The organism is Polaromonas sp. YR568 (assembly GCF_943369675.1).
Classification (GTDB): Bacteria; Pseudomonadota; Gammaproteobacteria; order Burkholderiales; family Burkholderiaceae_C; genus Polaromonas.
This window is the reverse complement of sequence record NZ_CALROB020000004.1, coordinates 132,550-153,464: the sequence shown is the minus strand read 5'-3', so window position 1 is coordinate 153,464 and position 20,915 is coordinate 132,550. Positions and strand designations below refer to the sequence as shown.

The window sequence follows — 20,915 nt, the reverse complement described above, 5'->3', positions numbered from 1 at the left end:
GACCGCGCAAGCCCGTGGCGAGATGATTCAACCCTCATCACTCACTTTGTGCCTTTTTTGGAGAACACCATGGACCACTCAGCTTCTCACGCAGGCGACCGCTTTTTGCAACAGGCTACCGATGCCACCACCGGCCAGGTTGACGGGTTGGCGGGCTTCTGGAAGCTGGGCGCGGGACGGGCGCTGACCCTGCACGCCGCCCAGGCCGGTGTATTGCGCATTGCGCATGGCCGGGTCTGGGCCACCTTCGACTTCGCCAGCCAGGACGCCGAAGTGCGCGCCGGCGACCATTTCCTGAGCCGGGGCGAAAGCCTGACGCTCAAGGCCGGTGAGTCGCTGGTGATGGAATCCTTCAGCACGGGTGTTGGCGCATCGGCCTATTTCAGCTGGGAGCCCGTCGCCGCGGGTGCCGCCGTCCGGCAGCCCGCCGCCGAGGAAGCCGGCTGGCGTGTCGGTGTGCTGCAGCCGCTTAGCGACCTGCGCGCCGCCTTCGGCCTGGCCGCCGGCGCCCTGGGCCGCTTGGCCCGCGGCCTGGTGCTGGGTGCGGCAGCCGCTGCGCAAGCGCTGCTGACCCCTTTTGCCATGATCTTCCTCACGGCCCGCGCCCGCCCCATGGCGGCCGGCCACGACTTTGATGTCTACAGGGACGACCAGCGCCGGCACCCGCACAACTACAACGTGCTGGCGATGTCCAACCTGGTTTAGTCAGTTCGCTCTCCGATTGATACCGTTCTAGTCAGTGGCTCCTTCCGCAAGGGAGCTTTGAACCCGCGGCTGCAAGGCTGCGGGTTTTTTTATGCGCGGCTTTTGGCTTTTTTGGCGGGCGGCGCTTTGGTTTTGACTTTCGGTTTCTTGACCGGCTTGGCCGCCCGCGCCTTGAGCGCGCAGTCCAGCGCCAGCCGCGCCCACGGCAGCATCAGGGCTGCTGATTCCATGGCCTCTTCAGGAGCACTGTAGTAGTTGAGGCTGTGCGCGGCGCGTTCGCCGTTGCGGGTGATCTCATAGGTGAAGCGCCCGCAGCCCTGGGCTTCAAACAGGCCGCGCGTGCCCTCATCGGCCTTGAGCCACAGGATCTCGCCGCCGCCCAGGTCGGCCACCAGCGCGAAGGTCAGGCCACTGGTGCTGATGCCAAAACCGCCGAACATGCGTTTGGCCGTGCAAGGGCCCACGCCCGACAGCAGCTCGCAGCAGTACATCGCAAAATCGTTCTTCGCAGAAGCCATGCCGCGACCATACCAAAGCACAAGCAGGCGCGCCAAGCCCCTCCTTTTCATCCCTCGCAAGGCTTTTGGGCGTAAGCCCCGGCGGGCCGCGATAATTTGCGCATGAGCGCCACACCCCAGACCCTTTCCCCTCCCGCCGCCACACCCCAAGCCGCGGTGCGCGTGGTGGTGATGGGCGTGGCCGGCTGCGGCAAGTCGGCGGTGGGGCGCCTGGTGGCCGGGCAACTGGGCCTGCCGCTGATCGAAGGCGACGACTTTCACCCGCCCGGCAACATCGCCAAAATGCAGCAGGGCATCGCCCTGGCCGACGAAGACCGCGCCGGCTGGCTGCGGCAACTGGGCGCCGAACTGGCGCGCCACCCCCAGGGCGTGGTGCTGACCTGCTCGGCCCTCAAGGCGGCTTACCGCAACAGTCTGCGCAGCGCGGCCCCCGGGCTGCAGTTTGTGCACCTGGCCATCAGCCCGGCCGAGTCGCTGCGCCGCGTGGGCCAGCGGGCCGGGCATTTTTACCCGCCCAGCCTGGTCGCCAGCCAGTTCGAGGCCTTGCAGGATCCGTCGGCGGAACCGGGTGTGCTGACCTTGGCCGGCGATGCGCCGCTGGAATCACTGGCGCAAAGCGCGGTGGACTGGCTCGCCGGCGCGGGCCGCCCGCGCTAGCGCTGCCCCGCCATCACGGCGTTCTGGCTTTCATGGATGCAACCACCAGGTCATGCAGGGCCTGCGCCGCTGCGGACAAGCTGCCCTCCTGCCGGCGCACCAGGAAAATCTTGCGTGTCAGGCTGCTCGCGGCCAGCGGCCGTGTCACCAAGGTCTTTCGCTGAAAGTGAAACAGCGTCAGCGCGGGCACCACGCTGATGCCCAGCCCGGCCTCGACCATGCCCGCGGCGGTGGCCAGCTGGTCGACTTCCAGCACGGTATTGGCCTGCAGCGGATGCAGCGCCGCTTCCAGCGCCTGCCGCACGCTGCTGTTGCGCGACATGTGGATAAACGGGTAGGGCGCCAGTTTTTTGAGCGTCGGCGAAGCCTCCGCCGCCAGCGGGTGGTCCTTGCGGCACACCAGGTAAAAGCGGTCGGTGCAGACCAGCCGGGTGCTCAGACCCGCATGGCTGGTGCCGGTGGAGGCCAGCGCGAAGTCGGCTTTGCCGCTGCGCACCAGGTCCACACAGGCGTCCGACAGCAGGTCGCTGAGGTTCAGTTCAATGCCCGGCCAGTTTTTCCTGAATTCGGCGAACACCGCGGGCAGCCAGCCCGCCGCCAGCGAAGGCAGGGCGGCGATGTGCACGCGGCCCTTGCGGCGCTCCACATGGTCGTTCAGGTCGCTGAGGGCCGCGCCGAAATCGCCGACCAGTCGGCGCGCCGAGTCCGCGAACAGGCGTCCCTCGGCCGTCAATTCCACGCTGCGCGTGTCGCGGTCGAAGAGGCGCGTGTTGAGCTCGCCCTCCAGCGTGCGGATCAGCGCACTGAAGGCCGGCTGCGAGAGGTGGCAGGTGGCGGCGGCCTGCGTGAAACTGCGCTGGTCGGCCAGGGCCAGAAAGGCGCGCAGTTGCCGCAGGGAAAGGTTGGGTTCGGCCATTTATTTGCCATTCAGCTTAATGGATAAGAATTTTCGATTTTACAAATAAATGCGCAAGGCCTAGATTCAGGGCTCCTCCATGCCCGCCCATGACTGAACCCACACCCGCTCCTCTTTTGATCGGCTGCGCCGCCGGATTTTCCGGCGACCGGGTGGATGCCGCCGGGCCTGTGGTGGACACGCTCATCGCGCGGGGCGGGCCGGCTTTCCTGATTTTTGAAACCCTGGCCGAGCGGACGCTGGCGCTCGCCCAGTTGCGCCGGCGCGCCAACCCGCAGGCCGGCTTTGAGCCTTTGCTGGACGACATGCTGCGGCCGGTGCTGGCGCGTTGCCTGGCGCACAACATCCGCATCGTGAGCAACTTCGGCGCCGCCAACCCGCTGGCGGCCGCGCGGCATATCCGGGCCATGGCCGAGGGCATGGGCCTGCCGGCGCCGCGCATCGCGGTGATCGGTGGCGACGACCTGTCTGGCGCCCGGCACGAAGCGCTGCTGCGCGCACAGCTGGGCGACGCCATGGACAGCATCCGCACGGTGAGCGCGAATGCCTACATAGGCGCCGAAGCCATCGCCGCCGCGCTCGATGCCGGCGCGCAGATCGTGGTCGCCGGGCGCGTGGCCGACCCGTCGCTGACGGTGGGCCCGGCGATGTCGCATTTCGGCTGGCGCGCCGACGACTGGGACCGGCTGGCGCGCGCGACCATGGCGGGCCATTTGCTGGAGTGCGGCGCCCAGGTGTGCGGCGGCTATTTCGCCGACCCGGGCTACAAGGACGTGCCGGACCTTCACGACGTCGGCTACCCCATCGCCGAAATCAGCAGCGACGGCCACTGCATCATCGGCAAGGCCGCGCACACCGGCGGCCTGGTCAGCCTGGCCGGCGTCAAGGAGCAGCTGCTGTATGAAGTCCACGACCCGGCCGCCTACCTGACGCCCGACGTGATCGCCGACATCAGCGCCGCGCAGCTCACGCCGGCCGGCCCCGGCCGGGTGGCCCTGACCGGCGTGCGCGGCCATGCGCGGCCGGCCAGCCTGAAAGTCAATGTCTGCCATGAGGGCGGCTGGCTGGCCGAAGGTGAAATCTCTTATGCCGGCCCCCGCGCCGAGGCGCGCGCGCGGCTGGCCGCCGACGTGCTGCGCCGGCGGCTGCCGGAGCTGGCGCTGCGCGTGGACCTCATCGGCGTGCTCAGCGTCATGGGCGACGACGCGGGCCGCCTGCTGGCGCAGGCCCCTGCGGGCGATGCGCGCGACGTGCGCCTGCGCGTCGCCGCGACCCACACCGACCGCGCGCAGGCCGAGCGCCTGCCGCGCGAGGTCACGGCGCTGTACTGCTGCGGCCCGGCCGGCGGCGGCGGCGTGCGCACCTCGCTGACGCCGCGCCTCAATACCTTGTCCTGCCTGGTGCCGCGTGATGCCGTGCCGCTGCGTTTCGACATGCTGGACTCGCTGCTGGAGGCCGCATGAACGAAGCTCACGTCACGGTTCCGCTGTACCGCGCCGCCCATGGCCGCACCGGCGACAAAGGCAACCGTTCCAACATCAGCGTGATCGCCTGGCATCCCGATCTTTACCCCGTGCTGCTGGCGCAGCTGACCGAGGCCGTGGTCGCGCGGCGTTTTGCGCAGCGCCGGCCCGCGCGCGTGCAGCGCTTTGAACTGCCGGGCCTGGCCGCGCTGAACTTTGTGCTGGACGAAGTGCTGGACGGCGGCGTCAACGACGCACTCAACCTGGACACCCACGGCAAGGCGCTGTCGTTCTGGCTGCTGGATGTGCCGATTGAAGTCCCGGCTTCGCTGGCGCCCTTGCTCGCGGGGCCGGCCCTGACAGACAGCGACTGATTTTTCAAACTAAAAAGGAGACACCATGACCCCCTCAAACCCGAACTCGACGATCCCCCGCATCCGGCCTCTACTGCTCGCCGCCGCCGCGCTGTGCGCGCTGGCGCCCGGGCTGGCGCAGGCGCAGGGCTTTCCGGACAAGCCCATCACCTTTGTCGTGCCCTTTGCCGCCGGCAGCGCCACCGACCAGCTGGCGCGCGCCATCGGCCAGGCGGTGACCAACGACAGCAAGGTCAGCGTCGTGGTGGACAACAAGCCCGGCGCCAACAGTTTTATAGGCGCCCAGGCGGCGGCCAAGGCCAAACCCGACGGCTACACCGTCTTCATCACCACCAACACCACGCAGTCCGCCAACGAGCACCTCTTCAAGAAGCTGCCCTACGACCCGGTCAAGGACTTCGCGCCGCTCACGGCGCTCGGGCGCGGCGGCCAGATCATGGTCGTCAACCCCGCGCTGCCCGTGAACAGCGTCGCCGACTTCATCAAGCTGGCCAAATCCAGGCCGGGCAGGCTGTCCTTCGGCAGCGGCAGTTCCTCCAGCCGCGTGGCGGGCGAGCAGTTCAAGCAGATGACGGGCACCTACATCCTGAACATTCCCTACAAGAGCAATCCGCCGGCCGTGACCGACCTGCTGGGCGGCCAGATCGACATGATGATCACCGACATGACCACCGGCCTGCCGCAGGTCAAGGCCGGCAAGCTCAAGGCGCTGGGCGTGTCCACGCGGCAACGCTCCCCCTTGGCGCCCGATGTGCCCACTATCGCCGAAGCGGGCGTGAAGGGCTATGAGATGACCTACTGGTTTGCCGCCTATGCGCCGGCCGGCACTCCCGCCCCCGTGGTGGCCAAACTCGCCGACATGCTGGCCCGCGCCGCGCGCAGCCCGTCGGCCGCGCCCTTCTACCAGACCAGCGGCACCGAAATCTTCACCAGCAACCCCGAGGAGCTGCGCAAATTCCAGGCGGAAGAGACCCTCAAGTGGGGAAAGATCATCAAGGCGGCCGGCATAGAACCCGAGTGAGCGGGCCTTTTTTTGGGAGGGGGTGGCCCCGGTGATTCACCTATTCGTAATGCATTACGTTTAAGTAAAATGCCTGTCATGCTGGCGGCCCTGCCCGCCGAGCCCATAACAGGAACAGCCCCATGTCCAAAGCTTTTGCCTCGCAGTCCGACCTGACGGACAAGACCATCACCTTTGAGCAGCTCAGCGCGCATTGCTGGGCCTACACCGCCGAGGGCGACCCCAATTCCGGCGTGATCATCGGCGACAAGTTCATCATGGTCAGCGACGCCACGGCCACGCCGGCGATGGCGCAGGACCTGATCGCGCGCATACGCGGCATCAGCGACAAACCCATCAAGTACGTGCTGCTCACGCACTACCACGCGGTGCGTGTGCTGGGCGCCAGCGCCTACGCGGCCGAGGGCGCGACGGAAATCATCGCCAGCCAGGGCACGTACGAACTCATCGTCGAGCGCGGCGCGCAGGACATGCAAAGCGAGATGGAGCGCTTCCCGCGGCTGTTCCGCAATGCCGAAAGCGTGCCCGGCCTGACCTGGCCGACGCTGGTGATTGACGGCGGCAACCCCGTCAAAGGGGAGGTACCCGGCAAGCTGGTGCTGGACCTGGGCGGCGTGAAGGTCCAGGTCTGGCATCCGGGCCCCGGCCACACGCGCGGCGACACGATTGCCTGGATTGAAGAAGAAAAAGTGCTGTTCTCAGGCGACCTGGTCGAATACGAAGCAGGTGTCTACACCGGCGACGCGCAGCTCGAAGAATGGCCGGCCACGCTGGAAGCCCTGCGCGCGCTCAAGGCCGAAGCCATCGTGCCGGGACGCGGCGAGGCCATGAAAGGCGCGGCCAACGTCAACAAGGCGCTCGACTACACCAAACGCTGGGTCGAAACGCTCTACAAGGCCGGCAAGGAAGCCGCCGCTGCCGGCATGGACCTCAAGGCCGCCATGGACCACACGCGCAAAAGCATGGACCCGGTCTTCGGTCATGTGTTTATTTACGAGCATTGCCTGCCCTTCGACGTGAGCCGCGCCTTCGACGAAGCCAGCGGCATCAAGAACCCGCGCATCTGGACGGCGCAACGCGACCAGGAAATGTGGGCCGCGCTACAGGGCTAGGCCGGCGGGTTCAGGACTCCAGGTCCAGCCTGGACAGCAAGCCCTCAAAGGCATCCAGCGCGGGCTGCCCGTCCATCTGCTCCATGCGTTCGAGCACGTCGTCCTCGTCGACCACACAGTAGCCCAGGCTGAAGCGCTTGAAGCGCCGCACGGCCAGTTCGCCGTGGTGCAGGATCTGCAGGTTGATGTGGCGGGTGTCCTGGCGAATGCGCTCCAGCAGCGCCAGCACCTGCTTCTGGCCGCCTTCCAGTTGCTGGCAAAAGCGCATGCCGTCAAAAATCAGCAAACCGGTGATGTCCCGGGCGGCGTTGGACAGCCTCGCCCTGACGGCGATATCCTTGACGACGCTCAGGGGCGCCTCGGGCGCCAGCGTGCTGACGTAAAGGACTTCATACAGCGTTGTGCTTATTTTTATCATTGCGGCAAATGTAGTGGTCCGTCCCACAGCGCACAATGTCAAAAGACACACGCATATGCGCCTAAGATACGTCTTTTATGAACGAGCCAACGCCAACATCAGCGATCTGCCCGCCGCGCTGCAATGCCTGCGGTCTGCGCAAGACCGGCGCCTTCATGCCGGTCAACACGGAGGAATTGCAATTCATCGAAGCCTTCCGCACCGGCACCACGGCCGTTCGGGCCGGCGGCACCATTCTTTATGAGCAAAAGCCCAACGGCAAACTCTTCACGCTGTATTCGGGCTGGGCGTTCCGTTATAAAACCCTGAGCGACGGCCGCCGGCAAATCCTCAACTTCCTGCTGCCGGGCGACTTCATCGGCCTGCAGCAAAAATTCGCCGACGGCGCCATGCACGGCATCGAAGCCGTCACCGACACCAGCCTCTGCGTGTTCCCGCGCGACGGGCTGTGGGAGCTGTTCCGCGGTTTTCCCAACCTGGGGTACGACATCACCTGGCTGGCGGCGCGCGAGGAAAGCATGGTCGACGACCACCTGCTGACCGCCGGGCGGCGCAATGCCACCGAGCGTGTGGCCATGCTGCTGATGCATTTGTTCCGCCGGCTGGAGCGCGTGGGCATGGCCGAGGGCGGCACCATCGACTTCCCCATCAACCAGCAGCACATCGCCGATGCGCTGGGCCTGTCGCTGGTGCACACCAACAAGACCTTGCGGCGCCTGCGCCAGCTGGGGCTGCATGAGATCCAGGACGGCAGGCTGCGGCTGCTCAACACCCGGGCGCTGGAGCGGATTGCCGACTACTACGACACGCCGCCGCCGCAGGTTCCCCTGCTCTGAATCGGCGGTGTAGGCGGCCGCTGACACCAAGGCCATTTGGCGGATGACAAACGCCGCTCGCTCCCGGTTTTAAGGTGTCCCTCTTGCCCGCGATTTGCCTTTCGTGCCCTCGTGCAAAAGGCACATCGCGGCGGCAGGCCAGACACACTCACCAGGAGACACACATGTTCCACGCATCCGCCCCAGGCGCGCGCCTGCAGCAGCAACCACGCCGTTTTTCGGACCGCCAGCAGCAGCAAAGCAGCGGCTCGCGCGAGTTCCAGCCGCGCCAGCAGTCGCAACCCGGCGACGGCCCGTCCGGCCAGATGGGCGAGGGCAGCTATGAAGGCACGCGCAAGTACCAGGACAACATCAAGTCCTACCTCAAGGACGCCGACGTCAAGTCCGACGCCGAAGCCGCCAAACCGGAATCCGCACAACAGGCGGAAGAACTGAAGAAGGCCGAGGAAGAAGGCCGTTCACACACCAAGGCGCCCGGCCAGTAAGACAAACAAGGCAACTTGCGGGTCAGGATGGCTGGGTGTTCAAGGCCCTGAAATCCTGCTCGTAGCGTTGCAGTGTTTCCACCGCGTTGTGGCGCTGCGCCGGCGTGGTGCTGTTGTGCAGCTCCGCCAGGGTGGCGCAACTGTCATGGGTCAGCTTGTCCATGTAGTCGCGGTAAGCGGCATCCGGAGAAGTGAAGGTGCGCTCCACCAACCCGCGCACCGCAGCCTGGGTTTTCTCCGGCGTGCCCTGGCCGGCCACCAGGGGCCGCAGCGTCTGCACGGCGTCCTGCTGGCGCCGCACTTTTTCCGCGAAGCTGCGCGGCGCGTCGAAGGGTGAGCTGTCTATGCGCCGCCCGATCACGGACAGCTGCTTGGCGTCCAGCCCGCCATAGAGCATCTCGGCGCGCTTCACGGCCTCTTTGTAGCGCTTGTCACGCTGCTTTCTGGGCGAGGCCTCCAGCACCTCTTCGCGGTATTCGTCATTGCCCTTTGTGAAGCGGCGCTCCAGATGTTTGAGCTGGCCCGGCTGCAGCGACACCACCATGGTCGCCAGCGGAGGCTCCGCCTGCCGCGACAGCGTCAGCAGCTTGCCGCGCACGTCGGTGTAAATCGCGCAGGCCGCCGCGGCGTCCATGTCGGCAGGCATCTGCTGCTGCAGCTTTTGCAGCGCGGTGATGTAGACGGGCAGCTGCGTCTGGCGGTGCCAGGCCTGCAGCCGGGCCAGGTCGCCCTTGACCTGCAGGCTTTGCGCGTCGGTGAAGTCGAAGTGGCTGTCCAGGTGCCAGTAGACCAGCTCGGGCGCCTGGTTGTAGGCGACTTTCATGAGGCTGCAGCTCTGCGTCAACCCGGCCAGCGCCAGGACGGCCAGCACACCGATAATCCGTGTGCAGCGTCCCGCGCCCGCCCCGGCGGCCCGGGAAGGCATCATCACCCCAAGATCCAGAGGAAATTTCATGGCAATCCCAATCGATGTCGTCATCATGGCCGCGGGCAAAGGCACGCGGATGAAGAGCAGCTTACCCAAAGTCTTGCACCGCCTGGGCGGGAAAGCTTTGCTGGCGCATGTCATCGAATGCGCCGCCTCCGTGTCGGCGCGCAAGGCGGTCGTCATCACAGGCCACGGCGCGGAGCAGGTCGAGGCCGCCTGTGCCCGCTTTACACAGGCCGGTTCAGGGCTGGGCCTCGAATTCGCGCGCCAGGAGCCGCAGCTGGGCACCGGCCACGCGGTGCAGCAGGCGCTGCCGCTGCTGGCCGACGACGGCGTCACGCTGGTGCTCTCGGGCGACGTGCCGCTGACCCAGGCCGCCACGCTGCAGGCCCTGATCGCCCAGTGCGACGGCCAGCGCCTGGCGCTGCTCACGCTCAGCATGGCCGACCCCACGGGTTACGGCCGCATCGTGCGCGTGCAAGCGCACGCCTCCGAGCCCTTGCGCGCCGGCACCGAGGCTTCGTCGCAGGTGCGCGCCATCGTCGAGCACAAGGACGCCAGCGCCGCCCAGCGCGAGATCCGCGAAATCTACAGCGGCATCATGGCCGTGCCCACGCGCCTCTTGCGCGCCTGGCTGGCCCGGCTCGACAACAAGAACGCCCAGGGCGAGTACTACCTCACCGACATCGTGAAGTTTGCGGTCGAAGGCGGCGTGGCCGTCGTGGCCCACCAGATCACCGACGCCGCCCAGGTGGCCGGCGTCAACAGCCCGGTGCAACTGGCCGAACTCGAACGCGTCCACCAAAGCCGCCTGGCCGTCGCCCTGATGGAGCAGGGCGTGCGCCTGGCCGACCCGGCGCGCCTGGACGTGCGCGGCACGCTGGCGTGCGGGCAGGACGTCGAGATCGACGTGAACTGCGTGTTTGAAGGCGCCGTCACCTTGGGCAATGGCGTGCGCATAGGCGCCAACTGCGTGATCGCCAACTGCAGCATCGCCGCCGGCGCCGTGATCCACCCCTTCACCCACATCGACGGCGAAAAACTCGGCGTGCAGGTCGGCGAAGGCGCCCTCATCGGCCCTTTCGCGCGCCTGCGCCCCGGCGCGCAGCTGGGCGCCGAAGTGCACATCGGCAATTTTGTCGAGGTCAAGAATTCCACAATGGCCAAAGGCGCCAAAGCCAACCACCTGGCCTACCTCGGCGACGCCACGGTCGGCGAACGCGTCAACTACGGCGCCGGCAGCATCACCGCGAATTACGACGGCGCCAACAAGCACCGGACCGTGATCGAGGCTGATGTGCACATCGGGAGCAACTGTGTCTTGGTGGCGCCTGTGACCATTGGCGCTGGTGGCACTGTGGGTGGGGGGTCCACCATTACCAAGAGTACGCCGGCTGGGGCGCTTAGCGTTGCGCGCGGCAAGCAGGTCAGTTTGCCTAACTGGTCGAGGCCGGTGAAGGTGGTGAAGGGATAGGTTTCCCTTCTTCCGTTCTTTCGTTCTTTGGTTCTTTCGTTCTTTCCCACCGTTCGGGCAGAGGTATCGAAGCCTCTTCGTCGTTTTGGAGGCTGAGGTGGTTTGAGTTCCGGGGCCGGGCAACCCCCGGCCAACCGCCCTCAGCAAAGAGCACAGAAGAGGAGCGCGCAAGCCGGCGCAAGACCCGGCAAAACCAAGCTCAACTCACTAACGCCAAAGCCCCAAAATCCCCAACCCTCTCCCCCAGGCCGGCAGCCACCAGCTCAAACTCATCCGTCAACGCGGGCAGCTTGCCGTGGATTTGTGCACTCAGGCGCGGCAGCAGGTAGTCGCGGTGGTTCCAGAACACGCCGCCGCCCATGCTGATGCGTTCCAGGTCCAGCGTGGCGACGAGGTTGTAGAGGCCGCGTCCCAGCACGCGGCACAGCTCGTCCACGATGGTGTTGGCGCTTGCATCGCCCGCTTGCGCGGCGGCGAACAGCGCGGAGGCGCCGGGGTAGCCCGCGCCGGCAAAGCGCCGGGCAATGGCGTTGCCGGCCACCACGCCTTCAAGGTCGCCCCTGTTGCCGCAGCCGCACAGCGCGTCGCTGCTGTCGCTGACAAAGGTGTGGCCCGCGTGGCCGGCGTTGCCGTGCTTGCCGCGCAGGATGCGGCCGTCCACGCACAGGCCGAAGCCTATGCCGGTGCTCCAGGTCACGTAGGCGCAGTGGCTGAAGCCCTGCAGCGCGCCCCAGCGGCGCTCGGCCTGCAGCGCGCCGACGCCGTCGTTTTCCAGGCGAAGTTTTTCGGCAAAGCGGCTGCGCAGCGGCGCCTCCAGCGGCACGCTGACCCAGTCGTTGGGCAGGCCGCGCGCCGGGCCGGCCATGCCGCCGCAAATATTGGGGTTGGAGATTTCGAGCATGCCGCCTACCGCGACAAAAGGGCCGCAGGACGAGACGCCGACGGCTTCGATGTCCTGCTCGCGGACGCCGGCGGCTTCGCACGCACTGGCCAGCATGCGCAGCACCTGGCGCGCCACGGTGTCGGGCTGGCCTTCTTTTTCAGTGGGTTCCACGTGCCGCGACTGCAAGGCCGACGTTGCCTGTTCCAGGCTGAGTTCCTGTCCGGTGGTGATCAGGCTGACCGCGATCTTGGTGCCTCCCAGGTCGACGCAGGCTTTCATGCGGGATTTCTTCCTTAAAGGAGTTTGGCGAGCAGGCTGGCGATAAAGCTCAGCAGGATGGTGGTGGTCAGCGGGATGAACCATTCGCGCCCGAACAGGCGAAAACGCAGGTCACCGGGCAGCTTGCCGAAGCCGAGCTTCTGCAAAAGCGGGCTGAACCAGCTGATAAGCATCAGGGCCAGGAAGATGACGATGAACCAGCGGATCATCGGGATAGTTTAGCCCCCACGCTCCCCCACTGCGTGTGGGTCGCCGCCCCCCGAGGGGGCCGCCCGCCTGCGGTCTGGCAAAGCCAGTCCCGCGGCTCATGCTGGCTTGAAGATTCAGGGCGTATGCAGTGGGGGGACTTCACCAGCGGGGGCCGAGGGTCCGGCTTCGCCGGCCCCAGGCGCCGCCCCTCGAGGGGTGAAGGCGCTATACGAAGTGAGCGTCCGACGGGGGGGGGCTACAACCTGTTCATACGGTCGCCCGCGGCAAAGCCGACAGGCTCCCACACCGGCTGGCCTTTCGCGCCAAAGGCGATCACCTTGAACAGCTCGCCCATCTCATGCTCGGCAATCAGTTTTTGCACCATGACGCGCTGCTCCAGCGGCGCGTCTTCCATGCCGTCGACCAGGCCGCAGTTGAGCAAAAAGCGCCCCTGGCTGGTGTAGCCCAGCACCTCCAGCCCGGCTTCCTGGCCGGCCAGCGCGATGCCGGTGAAGTTGACGTGCGCGGTGATGTCCTTGCTGCCCACGTCGGCCAAGGCATCGGCGTCGGCCAGGTGGCCGCGGTGGCACATCACGGTGCCCATGCTGCGTTGCGGGTGGTAGTACTCGTGCTCCGGGAAGCCGTAGTCGAGCAGGAAAACGGCGCCGGCCTCCAGCCGGTCGGCCAGCGTGGCGACAAAGCCTTCGGCCTGGGGATGGATTTCGGTCAGGTAGTCGTGCGTGCCTTCCACCTCAAAGGGCGGCCGCAGTTCCGTGCGCCGGTCGGCATACAGGAAACCGCCCTCGTGCAACACCACGCCGCGCTCATGCCAGACACCTTGCAGGCGATTCAGCAGCTTGACCGGCATGGCGTCCAGCACCTCGTTGCCCAGCACCACACCGCGCATGGTGGGCGGTAGCTCCGTCGCCCAGTGCACCTTGTCGCCGTAAGCGGCCAGCCGTTCGCGCTGGCGCGCCTGCAGGCTGCCCGACAAATCGACGATGGTGTAGCGCTCAAGTTGCGGGCCCAGCGCCTCCAGCACCTGCTGCGCCAGCGCGCCCGAGCCCGCGCCGAACTCCCAGATTTCGGCCGTGCCGGTGGCCTGCAGGGCCTGGGCCGCCTGGCGCGCCAGGGCCTGGCCGAAGCGCGGCGAAAGCTCGGGCGCGGTGACAAAATCGCTGCCCGTGCCCGGCATCAGGCCGAATTTTCGCGAATCGTTGGCGTAGTAGCCCAGGCCCGGCGTGTAGAGGGCGAGGGCCATGAACTGGTCGAAACCCAGCCAGCCGCCGGCAGCCTCAATGGCCTTGGCAATAGGGGCGGCGAGGGCGGTCGGTAAAATAGAGGTATTGGTCGTCGGGGTCATAGAGGTCACCACCGGCCATTGTCGGTGATCATCCCGGCGCCTTCACCCCACGCCCCGCCCTCCTTTTGCCCCCTTTTTGACGTCAAACGCCCGCCCATGAACCCAGCCCCGTCTTCTCCCCCTGTGGTCCTTGTGACCGGCGCCTCGCGGCGGCTGGGGCGCGAGATCGCGCTGGCGCTGGCGGCCGGCGGCTGGCAGGTGGCGGTGCATTACCGCGCTTCCGAGGCCGAGGCGATGGCCACCGTCGCGGACTGCGCCAGGCTGGCAGGTGTCTCGGCCGCCTTCCAGGCCGACCTGGGCGACGAGGCCGCGGTGCGCGCTTTGCTGCCCGCCGTGGCCGCACGCATGGGCCGGGTCGATGCGGTGGTCAACAACGCCTCCACCTTTGAAGAAGACAACGCCGCCAGCTTCGGCTTCACGGCGCTGGACAAACATATGCACAGCAACACCGGCGCCGCCGTGCTGCTGGCCCAGGCCCTGCATGCCCATGTCGCGGCGCGCAGCGGGGAGGGTGCGGTGGTCAACCTGCTGGACCAGAAGCTCTGGAACCAGAACCCCGATTTCTTCAGCTACACCCTCTCCAAGGCCGCGCTGGAAGCGGCCGGCACCATGCTGGCGCTGGCGCTGGCGCCCCAGGTGCGTGTGGTGGGTGTGGCGCCCGGCCTCACGCTGACCAGCCATTTGCTGAGCGACGAGCAGTTCCAGGCTAGGCACAAGCTGTCGCCGCTGGGCCGGTCCTCCACGCCCGCCGACGTCGCGGCCACCGTCAAGTTCGCACTGGAAAACCGCTCCATCACCGGCACCACGCTGCTGGTGGACGGCGGCCAGCACCTGATGAAGTTCGAGCGCGATTTTTCGCTGATGTGAACCCGCGGCAACGGCTGACACACCCCTTATTCCACCCATCACAAACTGGCGCCATGTACACACCCCGGGGCACCCAAATCCTGAACCTCACCGGCTTGCGCTTTGACGCCAACCTGGGGATCCTGGACCACGAAAAAACCGCGCCGCAGCCCATCCAGGTCGATGCCGAACTGAACCTGGGCACGCAGCCGCTGCTGCCGCATGACGACGACATCAACCACGTGCTGGACTACCGCAAGGTGCGCCAGATCATCATCAGCGAGTGCACGGCGGAGCACAGGAACCTGCTGGAGAGCCTGATCGGCAAGCTTGCGCACCGCCTGATGCAGCTGCCCGGCGTGCTGGGCGTGCGCGTGAAAATCGCGAAACTTGAAATTTTTGACGACTGCGAAGTGGCCATTCGCGTCGAGACGGGACAGTGGTGAGCAATATGGGAGCAAGTGATATGAGCGCAGTCTGGGAAGAAGCCGTGGCGGAGTACGAACAGCAGGAAAGCTCCGCGCGCGTGCAGAACAGCATGAAGATAGAGCGCGAGGACCACAAACTCGAAAAGCGCCTGTGCCGCGAAGTCGGCCGCGCCATCGTCGACTTCAACATGATTGAAGAGGGCGACAAGGTCATGGTCTGCGTCTCGGGCGGCAAAGACAGCTACGCCATGCTCGACATCCTGCTCAAGCTGCAAAAGCGCGCGCCCATCAACTTCGAGCTGGTGGCCGTCAACCTCGACCAGAAGCAGCCCGGCTTTCCCGAGCACATCCTGCCCGAGTACCTGGGCAAGCTGGGCGTGCCCTTCCACATCGAAAACCAGGACACCTACAGCATCGTCAAGCGCGTGATCCCCGAGGGCAAGACGCTGTGCTCGCTGTGCTCGCGCCTGCGCCGCGGCATTTTGTACCGCGTGGCCGGCGAGCTCGGCTGCACCAAGGTCGCGCTGGGCCACCACCGCGACGACATGCTGCAGACCTTTTTCCTCAACATGTTTTTCGCGGCCAAGCTCAAGGGCATGCCGCCCAAGCTGGTCAGTGACGACGGCAAGAACGTGGTGATACGCCCCATGGCCTACGTCACCGAAAAAGACCTGACGCGCTGGGCCCAGGTGCGCGAATTTCCCATCATTCCGTGCACGCTGTGCGGCAGCCAGGAAAACCTGCAGCGCAAGCAGGTCGGCAACATGCTGCGCGAGTGGGAGAAAAAATTCCCCGGCCGGCTCGAGAACATGTTCGCCTCGCTGCAGAACATCGTGCCCTCGCACCTGATGGACAACAAGCGCCACGACTTCAAGGGCATCAAGGCCACCGGCGTGGCCGACGCCGACGGCGACAAGGCCTTTGACGCCGAGGAGTTCCAGGAGGCGCGCCTGCCCGGCGCTTCCGTCATCGGCATTCAATCCCGCTGATTTTTCCTGATGCTTTTCACCATGGAGGTTTTATGAAGCGCGCATTTACCACCATTTTTTCCATCGCAGCCCTGGCGCTTTTCATGGGCGGCTGCTCCACGGTGCGTGTGGTCGACAGCGACGTCACGGCCTTTTCCAACTGGAACGGCCCGCCCCCCGCGCCGGGCACGCCTTATCGCTTTGAGCGCCTGCCCTCCCAGCAGCTTGTGGGCTCGCCCCAGGATGCCATCGAAGGTATCGCGCGCACCGCCCTGGCCAAGGTGGGGATGGAACTGAATCCGCCGGCCGCGCGCTACAGCGTGCAGATCGTCGCCAACACCCAGATTGTCGAACGCTGGCCCTATGACTACAGCCCCTACGGCGGCTTCGGGTTTGGCAGCGGTGTGTTTGTGGGCGGCGGGAGCCGCGGCGCCTCGGTCGGCCTGTCCTTCCCGATAGGCGGCGGCATTGCCGAGCCGCCTTACTTCAAGCGCGACCTGAGCCTCGTGATGCGCGACCTGCGCACCAACCAGGTCGCTTTTGAAACAAGGGCGCTGCACGACGGCGTCTGGGGCGACACCCTGGCCGTGTTGCCCGCCATGCTGGATTCGGCTTTGCGCGGCTTTCCGCAGCCGCCGCCAGGCACCCGCCGCATCAACATTGAAATACCAAGGTGAGCATGGAGCCTACGCGCATCATCGCTATAAGACATGGTGAAACCACCTGGAACGTCGACACCCGCATCCAGGGCCACCTGGACATCCCGCTCAATGAAACCGGCCGCAAGCAGGCCGAGCGCATGGCGCTGGCGCTGGCCGACGAGCCCATCAGCGCCATTTACGCGAGCGACCTGACCCGCGCCTGGGAAACCGCGCAGTACCTGGCATGCATCCAGGGCATGGAAGTCACGCGCGAGGAAGGCCTGCGCGAGCGGGGCTTCGGCGATTTTGAGGGCAAGACTTTCGCGGAAATCGCGGCGCTGTTGCCCGAGCAGTCCATGCGCTGGCGCAAGCGCGACCCGGAATTCGCGCCCAAGGGCGGCGAATCGCTGATTGCCCTGCGCAGCCGCGTGGTCGCCACGGCCGAGCGCCTGGCGGCCGCCCACCCGGGCCAGCTGATCGCGCTGGTCGGCCACGGCGGCGTGATGGACGTGCTTTACCGCGCCGCCACGCGGCTGGACATCCAGGCGCCGCGCACCTGGCAACTCGGCAATGCGGCCATCAACCGCCTCCTTTGGACCCCCGAAGGCTTTACGCTCGTCGGCTGGGCCGACACCCAGCACCTGGACGGTGGCACACTGGACGACAGCGCAATTTCCGGCGCACCTGGCGCACTTCCCGGCGGCGCCGCCCGCGACCCGCTGAGCGCAGAATAAATAACACAAGAGATGCAACGGATCCCATGAGCACTTCGCCTTCCCGCCTGACCGACTTGATCGGCAAGCCGGTCAACGACATCGACACACCCGCCCTGGTCATCGACATGGATGCGATGAAACGCAACATGGCGCGCATGTCCGAGTTCGCCAAAAAGCACAACATCCGCTGGCGCCCGCACGCCAAGCTGCATAAAAGCGTCACGCTGGCCAAGATGCAGATACGCGCCGGCGCGGTCGGCGTGTGCGTGCAGAAAACCTCCGAAGCCGAAATCATGGCGGCCGGCGGCGTCTTCAACATCTACATCAGCAATGAAGTCATCGCCCCTTCCAAGCTGGCGCGCGTGGCCTCGCTCGCGCAAAAGCTCGCGGCCCAGGACGGCCAGCTGGCCATCGCGGTGGACAGCACCGAAGGCGTGATCCGCCTGGCGCAGGCCATGACCGAGGCGCGCACCAGCAACAAGGACAAGGCCGGCCCCGCCGTCGCCACCGTGATCGACGTCTTCGTCGAAATCGACGTCGGCCAGGGCCGCTGCGGTGTCGAGCCCGGCGCCGCCGCCGTCACGCTGGTGCTGGAGATCCGCAAACACCCGGCCCTGCGTTTTGCCGGCCTGCAGGCCTACCACGGCAAGGCGCAGCACATGCGCAGCTCACAGGAAAGGCGCGAGGCCATCGCCAAGGCCGTCGAGGACGTGGTGCTGACGAAGAAGCTCATCGAGGCCCAGGGCGTCACGGTCGACCTGGTCACCGGCGCCGGCACCGGCAGCCTGATGCTGGAGGCCTTCAGCGGCGTCTACGGCGAGCTGCAGGCGGGCTCATTCATGTTCATGGACGCCGACTACGCGAAAAACGAGCGCGACCCGGCCCAGCCGCAGTTCGAGCACGCGCTCTTCGTCAAGACCCAGGTCGTCAGCACGCACGGCGGCCATGCCGTGTGCGACGCCGGCCATAAAAGCCACGCCATCGATTCGGGCCTGCCGCTGGTGCACGCCTTCGACACCGAAAGCGAGCTGGAGTATTTCAACGGTGGCGACGAGCACGGCATATTGCGGCCCGCCGGCGACAGCAAACGCCTGCCCGGCCTGGGCCGCATGCTGTGGCTGATCCCGGGCCATTGCGACCCGACCGTGAACCTGCACGACGTGATGATTGGTGTGACCGGCGGGCTGCGCAGCGGCACCGTGCAGCGCATCTTCCAGGTCGATGCGCGGGGCGCGCTGACCTGAGGGGTTCTGCCGTCTCCACCCTGGAGCCGGCCCCCTGGAGCCGGCCCCCTGGATCCCTAGAAGTTCACGCCGTAGACCGCATACATGGGGGCGGCTTTGCCGTTGACACGCCCGCCGCGGTACTCGGCTTCGCGCGCCGACTGCAGCACCGCTTCATTGAGATCGGGATGCGTGGACGACAGCACACGCGCATCGAGCAGCTTGCCCTCGGCATCCAGCAGCGAAATCACCACCACGCGGCCGTGCACCCCTTGCGCGCGCCAGGCCTGCAGCGCATCCAGCGCCCCGGGTTTGCGCACGCGCGCGATGGAGATCTTCTGCCCCATGCCGTCGCCTTCCTGCATCGCGGGGGCTTGCGGGTGGTCGGCGTAGAGCTTGCTCATCTGCTTGAACAGCTCCGGGAACTCCGGCAGGCTGGAGATGGCCGCCAGCGGCACGGCCGGGTTGGGTGTGCGCGCTGTGGGCGGGTTGCCGGTGGCCGCGCAGCCTGCCAGCCAGCAGGCCAGCCCCAGGGCGGCGGCGCCCGCCGCGAAACCAAAACGCGGCGTCATGATCGTACGACCATGGCCCGGGCATCAGCGGTCTGAATGACAAGGGACATGGAGATCATGAGCACCCCATAGGCCAGGCAGGCAAGCGCTCCCAGCCAGGACAAAAAATTCCAGGCGTTGTAGCGGCCCGGGTTGGTTTTCAATTCCCTGGCATAGTCCGCCGACGCGCCGGGCAGGCCGCGTGCAGCGCTGTAGTCAAGCGCGGCATCGCCCAGAAAATAAAACCCCGCGATGCAGGCTGCCGCACCGAGGAAAAAAATAAACACCCGCGGCCGCTCGACGGCTTTGAGGAAAAAAAATGCAAGCGCCAGGGCCGCGCCGCCCGCGAAAAAAAGCTTTCCCGTCACCTTGTCCGAGCCCAGCGGCGCCAGTTCACGCCATACCCAGGGCAAAGGCGCAAACAGCCATTCGGACGCGGGCGACAGTCCGTTCCATCGCAGCCTGGAGAGGGGACCGCCGGCCAGTTCAGCAAGGGCGACGAGGCACACGCAGGTGGCCACGGCGATGTAGCAGATGTAGCGAAACGTCGTGCAGGTGGCCGGCGAGGCGCCCGACCAGTGGCGCTGCACCAGGTGGGTGGCCCATCCCAACGCCAGTGCGATGGTCCCGGCCGAGCCAACCCATGCGGCTGTTCCCTGCAGCATGGCGAAGCCCTCCAGCACAAACACAGGCAGGTAGCCGAACACCGCGCCGCTCAGGGCATAGGCCAGCAAGAAGGCCACCGTCATGCCCAGCCCCGTTGAATTGAAGAAGCGCTGCTCGGCGGGGGATTTCGTCCAGGCCGCCTGGGGGTCCGCCGCCGCCGACAAGGCCACCCACCGCCCCATGGTCAGGCGTTAAACATGTCGTTGCCGCTGGCCGGCGGCGCGACGCCCAGGTGGCGGTAGGCGGCCAAGGTGGCGATGCGCCCGCGCGGCGTGCGCTGCAGATAACCCTGCTGGATCAGGTAGGGTTCGATCACGTCCTCGATCGTGTCGCGCTCCTCGCCGATGCTGGCGGCGATGTTGTCCAGGCCCACCGGGCCGCCGTCGAAGCGGTGGATCACGGCTTCAAGCAGTTTTCTGTCCATCACGTCGAAGCCTTGCGGGTCCACGTCCAGCATGGCCAAGGCCTTGTTGGCGATGTCCAGCGAGATGTGGCCGCTGCCCTTGACGTCGGCATAGTCGCGCACGCGGCGCAGCAGGCGGTTGGCGATGCGCGGCGTGCCGCGTGAGCGGCGGGCGATCTCAAAACCGCCTTCTTCGTCCATGGGCGCGTTGAGCAGCTTGGCGCTGCGCCTGACGATGCGCGCCAGTTCGTCGGGTGTGTAGAACTCCAGCCGGGCGACGATGCCGAAGCGGTCGCGCAGCGGGTTGGTCAGCATGCCGGCGCGCGTGGTGGCGCCCACCAGCGTGAAGGGCTGCAGGTCCAGCTTGATGCTGCGCGCCGCCGGGCCTTCGCCGATCATGATGTCGATCTGGTAGTCCTCGAGCGCGGGGTAGAGGATTTCCTCCACCACGGGGCTCAGCCGGTGGATTTCGTCGATGAACAGGACGTCGTTCTTTTCCAGGTTGGTCAGCAGCGCCGCCAGGTCCTTGGGCTTTTCGAGCACGGGGCCCGAGGTCTGCCGCAGGTTCACGCCCAGTTCGTGCGCAATGATGTGGGACAGCGTGGTCTTGCCCAGGCCGGGCGGGCCGAACAGCAGCACGTGGTCCAGCGCCTCTTTGCGCTTTTTGGCCGCGCCTATGAAAATCTCGAGTTGGTCGCGCACCTTGGTCTGGCCCACGTATTCGTCGAACAGCTTGGGGCGCAGCGCGCGCTCAATAGCCTCCTCGCCGGGTGAGGCCGGCGCGGCCGACATCACGCGCTTGGCGGGCGGGAAGTCGCCGGGGGAGAAGTCGTCCGTTTGAATGCTCATGTC

25 protein-coding genes are annotated in these 20,915 nt (G+C 66.5%); 15 read left to right on the top strand and 10 right to left on the bottom strand.

Annotated features, from left to right (window positions below; translation table 11 throughout):
* The first annotated feature begins 69 nt into the window (after positions 1-69).
* On the top strand, positions 70-705 hold the full coding sequence (locus ACLV8F_RS03495; RefSeq protein WP_411882852.1) for a DUF2917 domain-containing protein: 636 nt from the start codon (positions 70-72) through the stop codon (positions 703-705).
* 89 nt (positions 706-794) lie between these two features.
* Here the strand turns inward: ACLV8F_RS03495 and ACLV8F_RS03490 are convergent, their stop codons facing one another.
* Positions 795-1,223: a TfoX/Sxy family protein gene (locus tag ACLV8F_RS03490; protein WP_411882851.1), complete on the bottom strand. Its 429-nt coding sequence runs from the start codon at positions 1,221-1,223 to the stop codon at positions 795-797.
* Positions 1,224-1,325: 102 nt separating this feature from the next.
* On the opposite strand from ACLV8F_RS03490, the gene ACLV8F_RS03485 reads away from it, so the two are divergent.
* The gene (locus tag ACLV8F_RS03485; protein WP_411882850.1) at positions 1,326-1,880 is read left to right on the top strand and encodes a gluconokinase; all 555 of its coding nucleotides are present in this window, start codon (positions 1,326-1,328) and stop codon (positions 1,878-1,880) included.
* A 13-nt stretch (positions 1,881-1,893) separates the two neighbouring features.
* On the opposite strand, the gene ACLV8F_RS03480 is transcribed toward ACLV8F_RS03485, so the two are convergent.
* On the bottom strand, positions 1,894-2,796 hold the full coding sequence (locus tag ACLV8F_RS03480) for a LysR family transcriptional regulator (RefSeq protein ID WP_411882849.1): 903 nt from the start codon (positions 2,794-2,796) through the stop codon (positions 1,894-1,896).
* Between the two features lie 89 nt (positions 2,797-2,885).
* Here ACLV8F_RS03480 and ACLV8F_RS03475 point away from each other — a divergent pair, with 89 nt between their 5' ends.
* The 4 genes from ACLV8F_RS03475 (at position 2,886) to ACLV8F_RS03460 (ending at position 6,766) form a co-directional block, all read left to right on the top strand.
* Positions 2,886-4,259 carry an acyclic terpene utilization AtuA family protein gene (locus ACLV8F_RS03475; RefSeq protein ID WP_411882848.1) on the top strand — a complete coding sequence of 458 codons (1,374 nt, stop codon included), beginning with the start codon at positions 2,886-2,888 and terminating at the stop codon, positions 4,257-4,259.
* Positions 4,256-4,633 (top strand): hypothetical protein, encoded by a 378-nt coding sequence (locus ACLV8F_RS03470; protein WP_411882847.1) that lies wholly within the window; start codon positions 4,256-4,258, stop codon positions 4,631-4,633. The genes ACLV8F_RS03475 and ACLV8F_RS03470 overlap by 4 nt, the downstream gene beginning before the upstream one ends.
* Before the next feature lie 25 nt (positions 4,634-4,658).
* Positions 4,659-5,654 carry a Bug family tripartite tricarboxylate transporter substrate binding protein gene (locus tag ACLV8F_RS03465; RefSeq protein ID WP_411882846.1) on the top strand — a complete coding sequence of 332 codons (996 nt, stop codon included), beginning with the start codon at positions 4,659-4,661 and terminating at the stop codon, positions 5,652-5,654.
* 122 nt (positions 5,655-5,776) lie between these two features.
* On the top strand, positions 5,777-6,766 hold the full coding sequence (locus ACLV8F_RS03460; protein ID WP_411882845.1) for an MBL fold metallo-hydrolase: 990 nt from the start codon (positions 5,777-5,779) through the stop codon (positions 6,764-6,766).
* A gap of 10 nt (positions 6,767-6,776) precedes the next feature.
* On the opposite strand, the gene ACLV8F_RS03455 is transcribed toward ACLV8F_RS03460, so the two are convergent.
* Positions 6,777-7,184, bottom strand: coding sequence for a BLUF domain-containing protein (locus ACLV8F_RS03455; RefSeq protein ID WP_411882844.1), 408 nt, complete (start codon positions 7,182-7,184; stop codon positions 6,777-6,779).
* 77 nt (positions 7,185-7,261) lie between these two features.
* Between ACLV8F_RS03455 and ACLV8F_RS03450 the strand changes: the two genes are divergently transcribed.
* Positions 7,262-8,020: a Crp/Fnr family transcriptional regulator gene (locus ACLV8F_RS03450; protein WP_411882843.1), complete on the top strand. Its 759-nt coding sequence runs from the start codon at positions 7,262-7,264 to the stop codon at positions 8,018-8,020.
* 164 nt (positions 8,021-8,184) lie between these two features.
* Positions 8,185-8,505, top strand: a complete 321-nt coding sequence (locus ACLV8F_RS03445; protein WP_411882842.1) for a hypothetical protein — start codon at positions 8,185-8,187, stop codon at positions 8,503-8,505.
* Positions 8,506-8,527: 22 nt separating this feature from the next.
* Here the strand turns inward: ACLV8F_RS03445 and ACLV8F_RS03440 are convergent, their stop codons facing one another.
* Positions 8,528-9,460: a DUF6279 family lipoprotein gene (locus ACLV8F_RS03440; RefSeq protein WP_411882841.1), complete on the bottom strand. Its 933-nt coding sequence runs from the start codon at positions 9,458-9,460 to the stop codon at positions 8,528-8,530.
* On the opposite strand from ACLV8F_RS03440, the gene glmU reads away from it, so the two are divergent.
* A complete protein-coding gene (glmU, locus tag ACLV8F_RS03435; protein ID WP_411882840.1) occupies positions 9,459-10,907 on the top strand; it encodes a bifunctional UDP-N-acetylglucosamine diphosphorylase/glucosamine-1-phosphate N-acetyltransferase GlmU in 1,449 nt (482 codons plus the stop codon). The genes ACLV8F_RS03440 and glmU overlap by 2 nt on opposite strands.
* Positions 10,908-11,106: 199 nt before the next feature.
* On the opposite strand, the gene ACLV8F_RS03430 is transcribed toward glmU, so the two are convergent.
* From ACLV8F_RS03430 to ACLV8F_RS03420, 3 genes are all read right to left on the bottom strand, one after another.
* On the bottom strand, positions 11,107-12,069 hold the full coding sequence (locus ACLV8F_RS03430) for an ROK family protein (RefSeq protein WP_411882839.1): 963 nt from the start codon (positions 12,067-12,069) through the stop codon (positions 11,107-11,109).
* A 14-nt stretch (positions 12,070-12,083) separates the two neighbouring features.
* A complete protein-coding gene (locus tag ACLV8F_RS03425; RefSeq protein WP_411881018.1) occupies positions 12,084-12,278 on the bottom strand; it encodes a DUF2905 domain-containing protein in 195 nt (64 codons plus the stop codon).
* Positions 12,279-12,514: 236 nt separating this feature from the next.
* On the bottom strand, positions 12,515-13,621 hold the full coding sequence (locus ACLV8F_RS03420; RefSeq protein ID WP_411882868.1) for a class I SAM-dependent methyltransferase: 1,107 nt from the start codon (positions 13,619-13,621) through the stop codon (positions 12,515-12,517).
* 96 nt (positions 13,622-13,717) lie between these two features.
* Here ACLV8F_RS03420 and ACLV8F_RS03415 point away from each other — a divergent pair, with 96 nt between their 5' ends.
* Genes ACLV8F_RS03415 through ACLV8F_RS03390 form a run of 6 tightly spaced genes read left to right on the top strand, consistent with a single transcriptional unit; the run spans position 13,718 to position 18,464 of the window.
* Complete coding sequence (locus ACLV8F_RS03415) at positions 13,718-14,488, top strand: SDR family oxidoreductase (protein WP_411882838.1); 771 nt, start codon at positions 13,718-13,720, stop codon at positions 14,486-14,488.
* A 53-nt stretch (positions 14,489-14,541) separates the two neighbouring features.
* Positions 14,542-14,913, top strand: a complete 372-nt coding sequence (locus ACLV8F_RS03410) for a dihydroneopterin aldolase (RefSeq protein ID WP_411881021.1) — start codon at positions 14,542-14,544, stop codon at positions 14,911-14,913.
* 20 nt (positions 14,914-14,933) lie between these two features.
* Positions 14,934-15,884 carry a tRNA 2-thiocytidine(32) synthetase TtcA gene (gene ttcA / locus ACLV8F_RS03405; protein ID WP_411881022.1) on the top strand — a complete coding sequence of 317 codons (951 nt, stop codon included), beginning with the start codon at positions 14,934-14,936 and terminating at the stop codon, positions 15,882-15,884.
* A gap of 32 nt (positions 15,885-15,916) precedes the next feature.
* Positions 15,917-16,540 carry a DUF4136 domain-containing protein gene (locus ACLV8F_RS03400; RefSeq protein WP_411882837.1) on the top strand — a complete coding sequence of 208 codons (624 nt, stop codon included), beginning with the start codon at positions 15,917-15,919 and terminating at the stop codon, positions 16,538-16,540.
* A 2-nt stretch (positions 16,541-16,542) separates the two neighbouring features.
* Positions 16,543-17,238 (top strand): histidine phosphatase family protein, encoded by a 696-nt coding sequence (locus ACLV8F_RS03395; RefSeq protein WP_411882836.1) that lies wholly within the window; start codon positions 16,543-16,545, stop codon positions 17,236-17,238.
* 26 nt (positions 17,239-17,264) lie between these two features.
* Positions 17,265-18,464, top strand: coding sequence for a DSD1 family PLP-dependent enzyme (locus ACLV8F_RS03390; RefSeq protein WP_411882835.1), 1,200 nt, complete (start codon positions 17,265-17,267; stop codon positions 18,462-18,464).
* A gap of 56 nt (positions 18,465-18,520) precedes the next feature.
* Here ACLV8F_RS03390 and ACLV8F_RS03385 read toward each other — a convergent pair whose 3' ends face one another.
* From ACLV8F_RS03385 to ruvB, 3 genes are read right to left on the bottom strand one after another with little or no spacing between them, the layout of a single operon-like run.
* Complete coding sequence (locus ACLV8F_RS03385; RefSeq protein WP_411882834.1) at positions 18,521-19,015, bottom strand: TonB family protein; 495 nt, start codon at positions 19,013-19,015, stop codon at positions 18,521-18,523.
* Positions 19,012-19,842: a hypothetical protein gene (locus tag ACLV8F_RS03380; protein WP_411882833.1), complete on the bottom strand. Its 831-nt coding sequence runs from the start codon at positions 19,840-19,842 to the stop codon at positions 19,012-19,014. Before ACLV8F_RS03380 ends, ACLV8F_RS03385 begins: the two co-directional genes overlap by 4 nt.
* A gap of 2 nt (positions 19,843-19,844) precedes the next feature.
* Positions 19,845-20,912 carry a Holliday junction branch migration DNA helicase RuvB gene (ruvB, locus tag ACLV8F_RS03375; protein WP_411882832.1) on the bottom strand — a complete coding sequence of 356 codons (1,068 nt, stop codon included), beginning with the start codon at positions 20,910-20,912 and terminating at the stop codon, positions 19,845-19,847.
* Between the last annotated feature and the right edge of the window lie 3 nt (positions 20,913-20,915).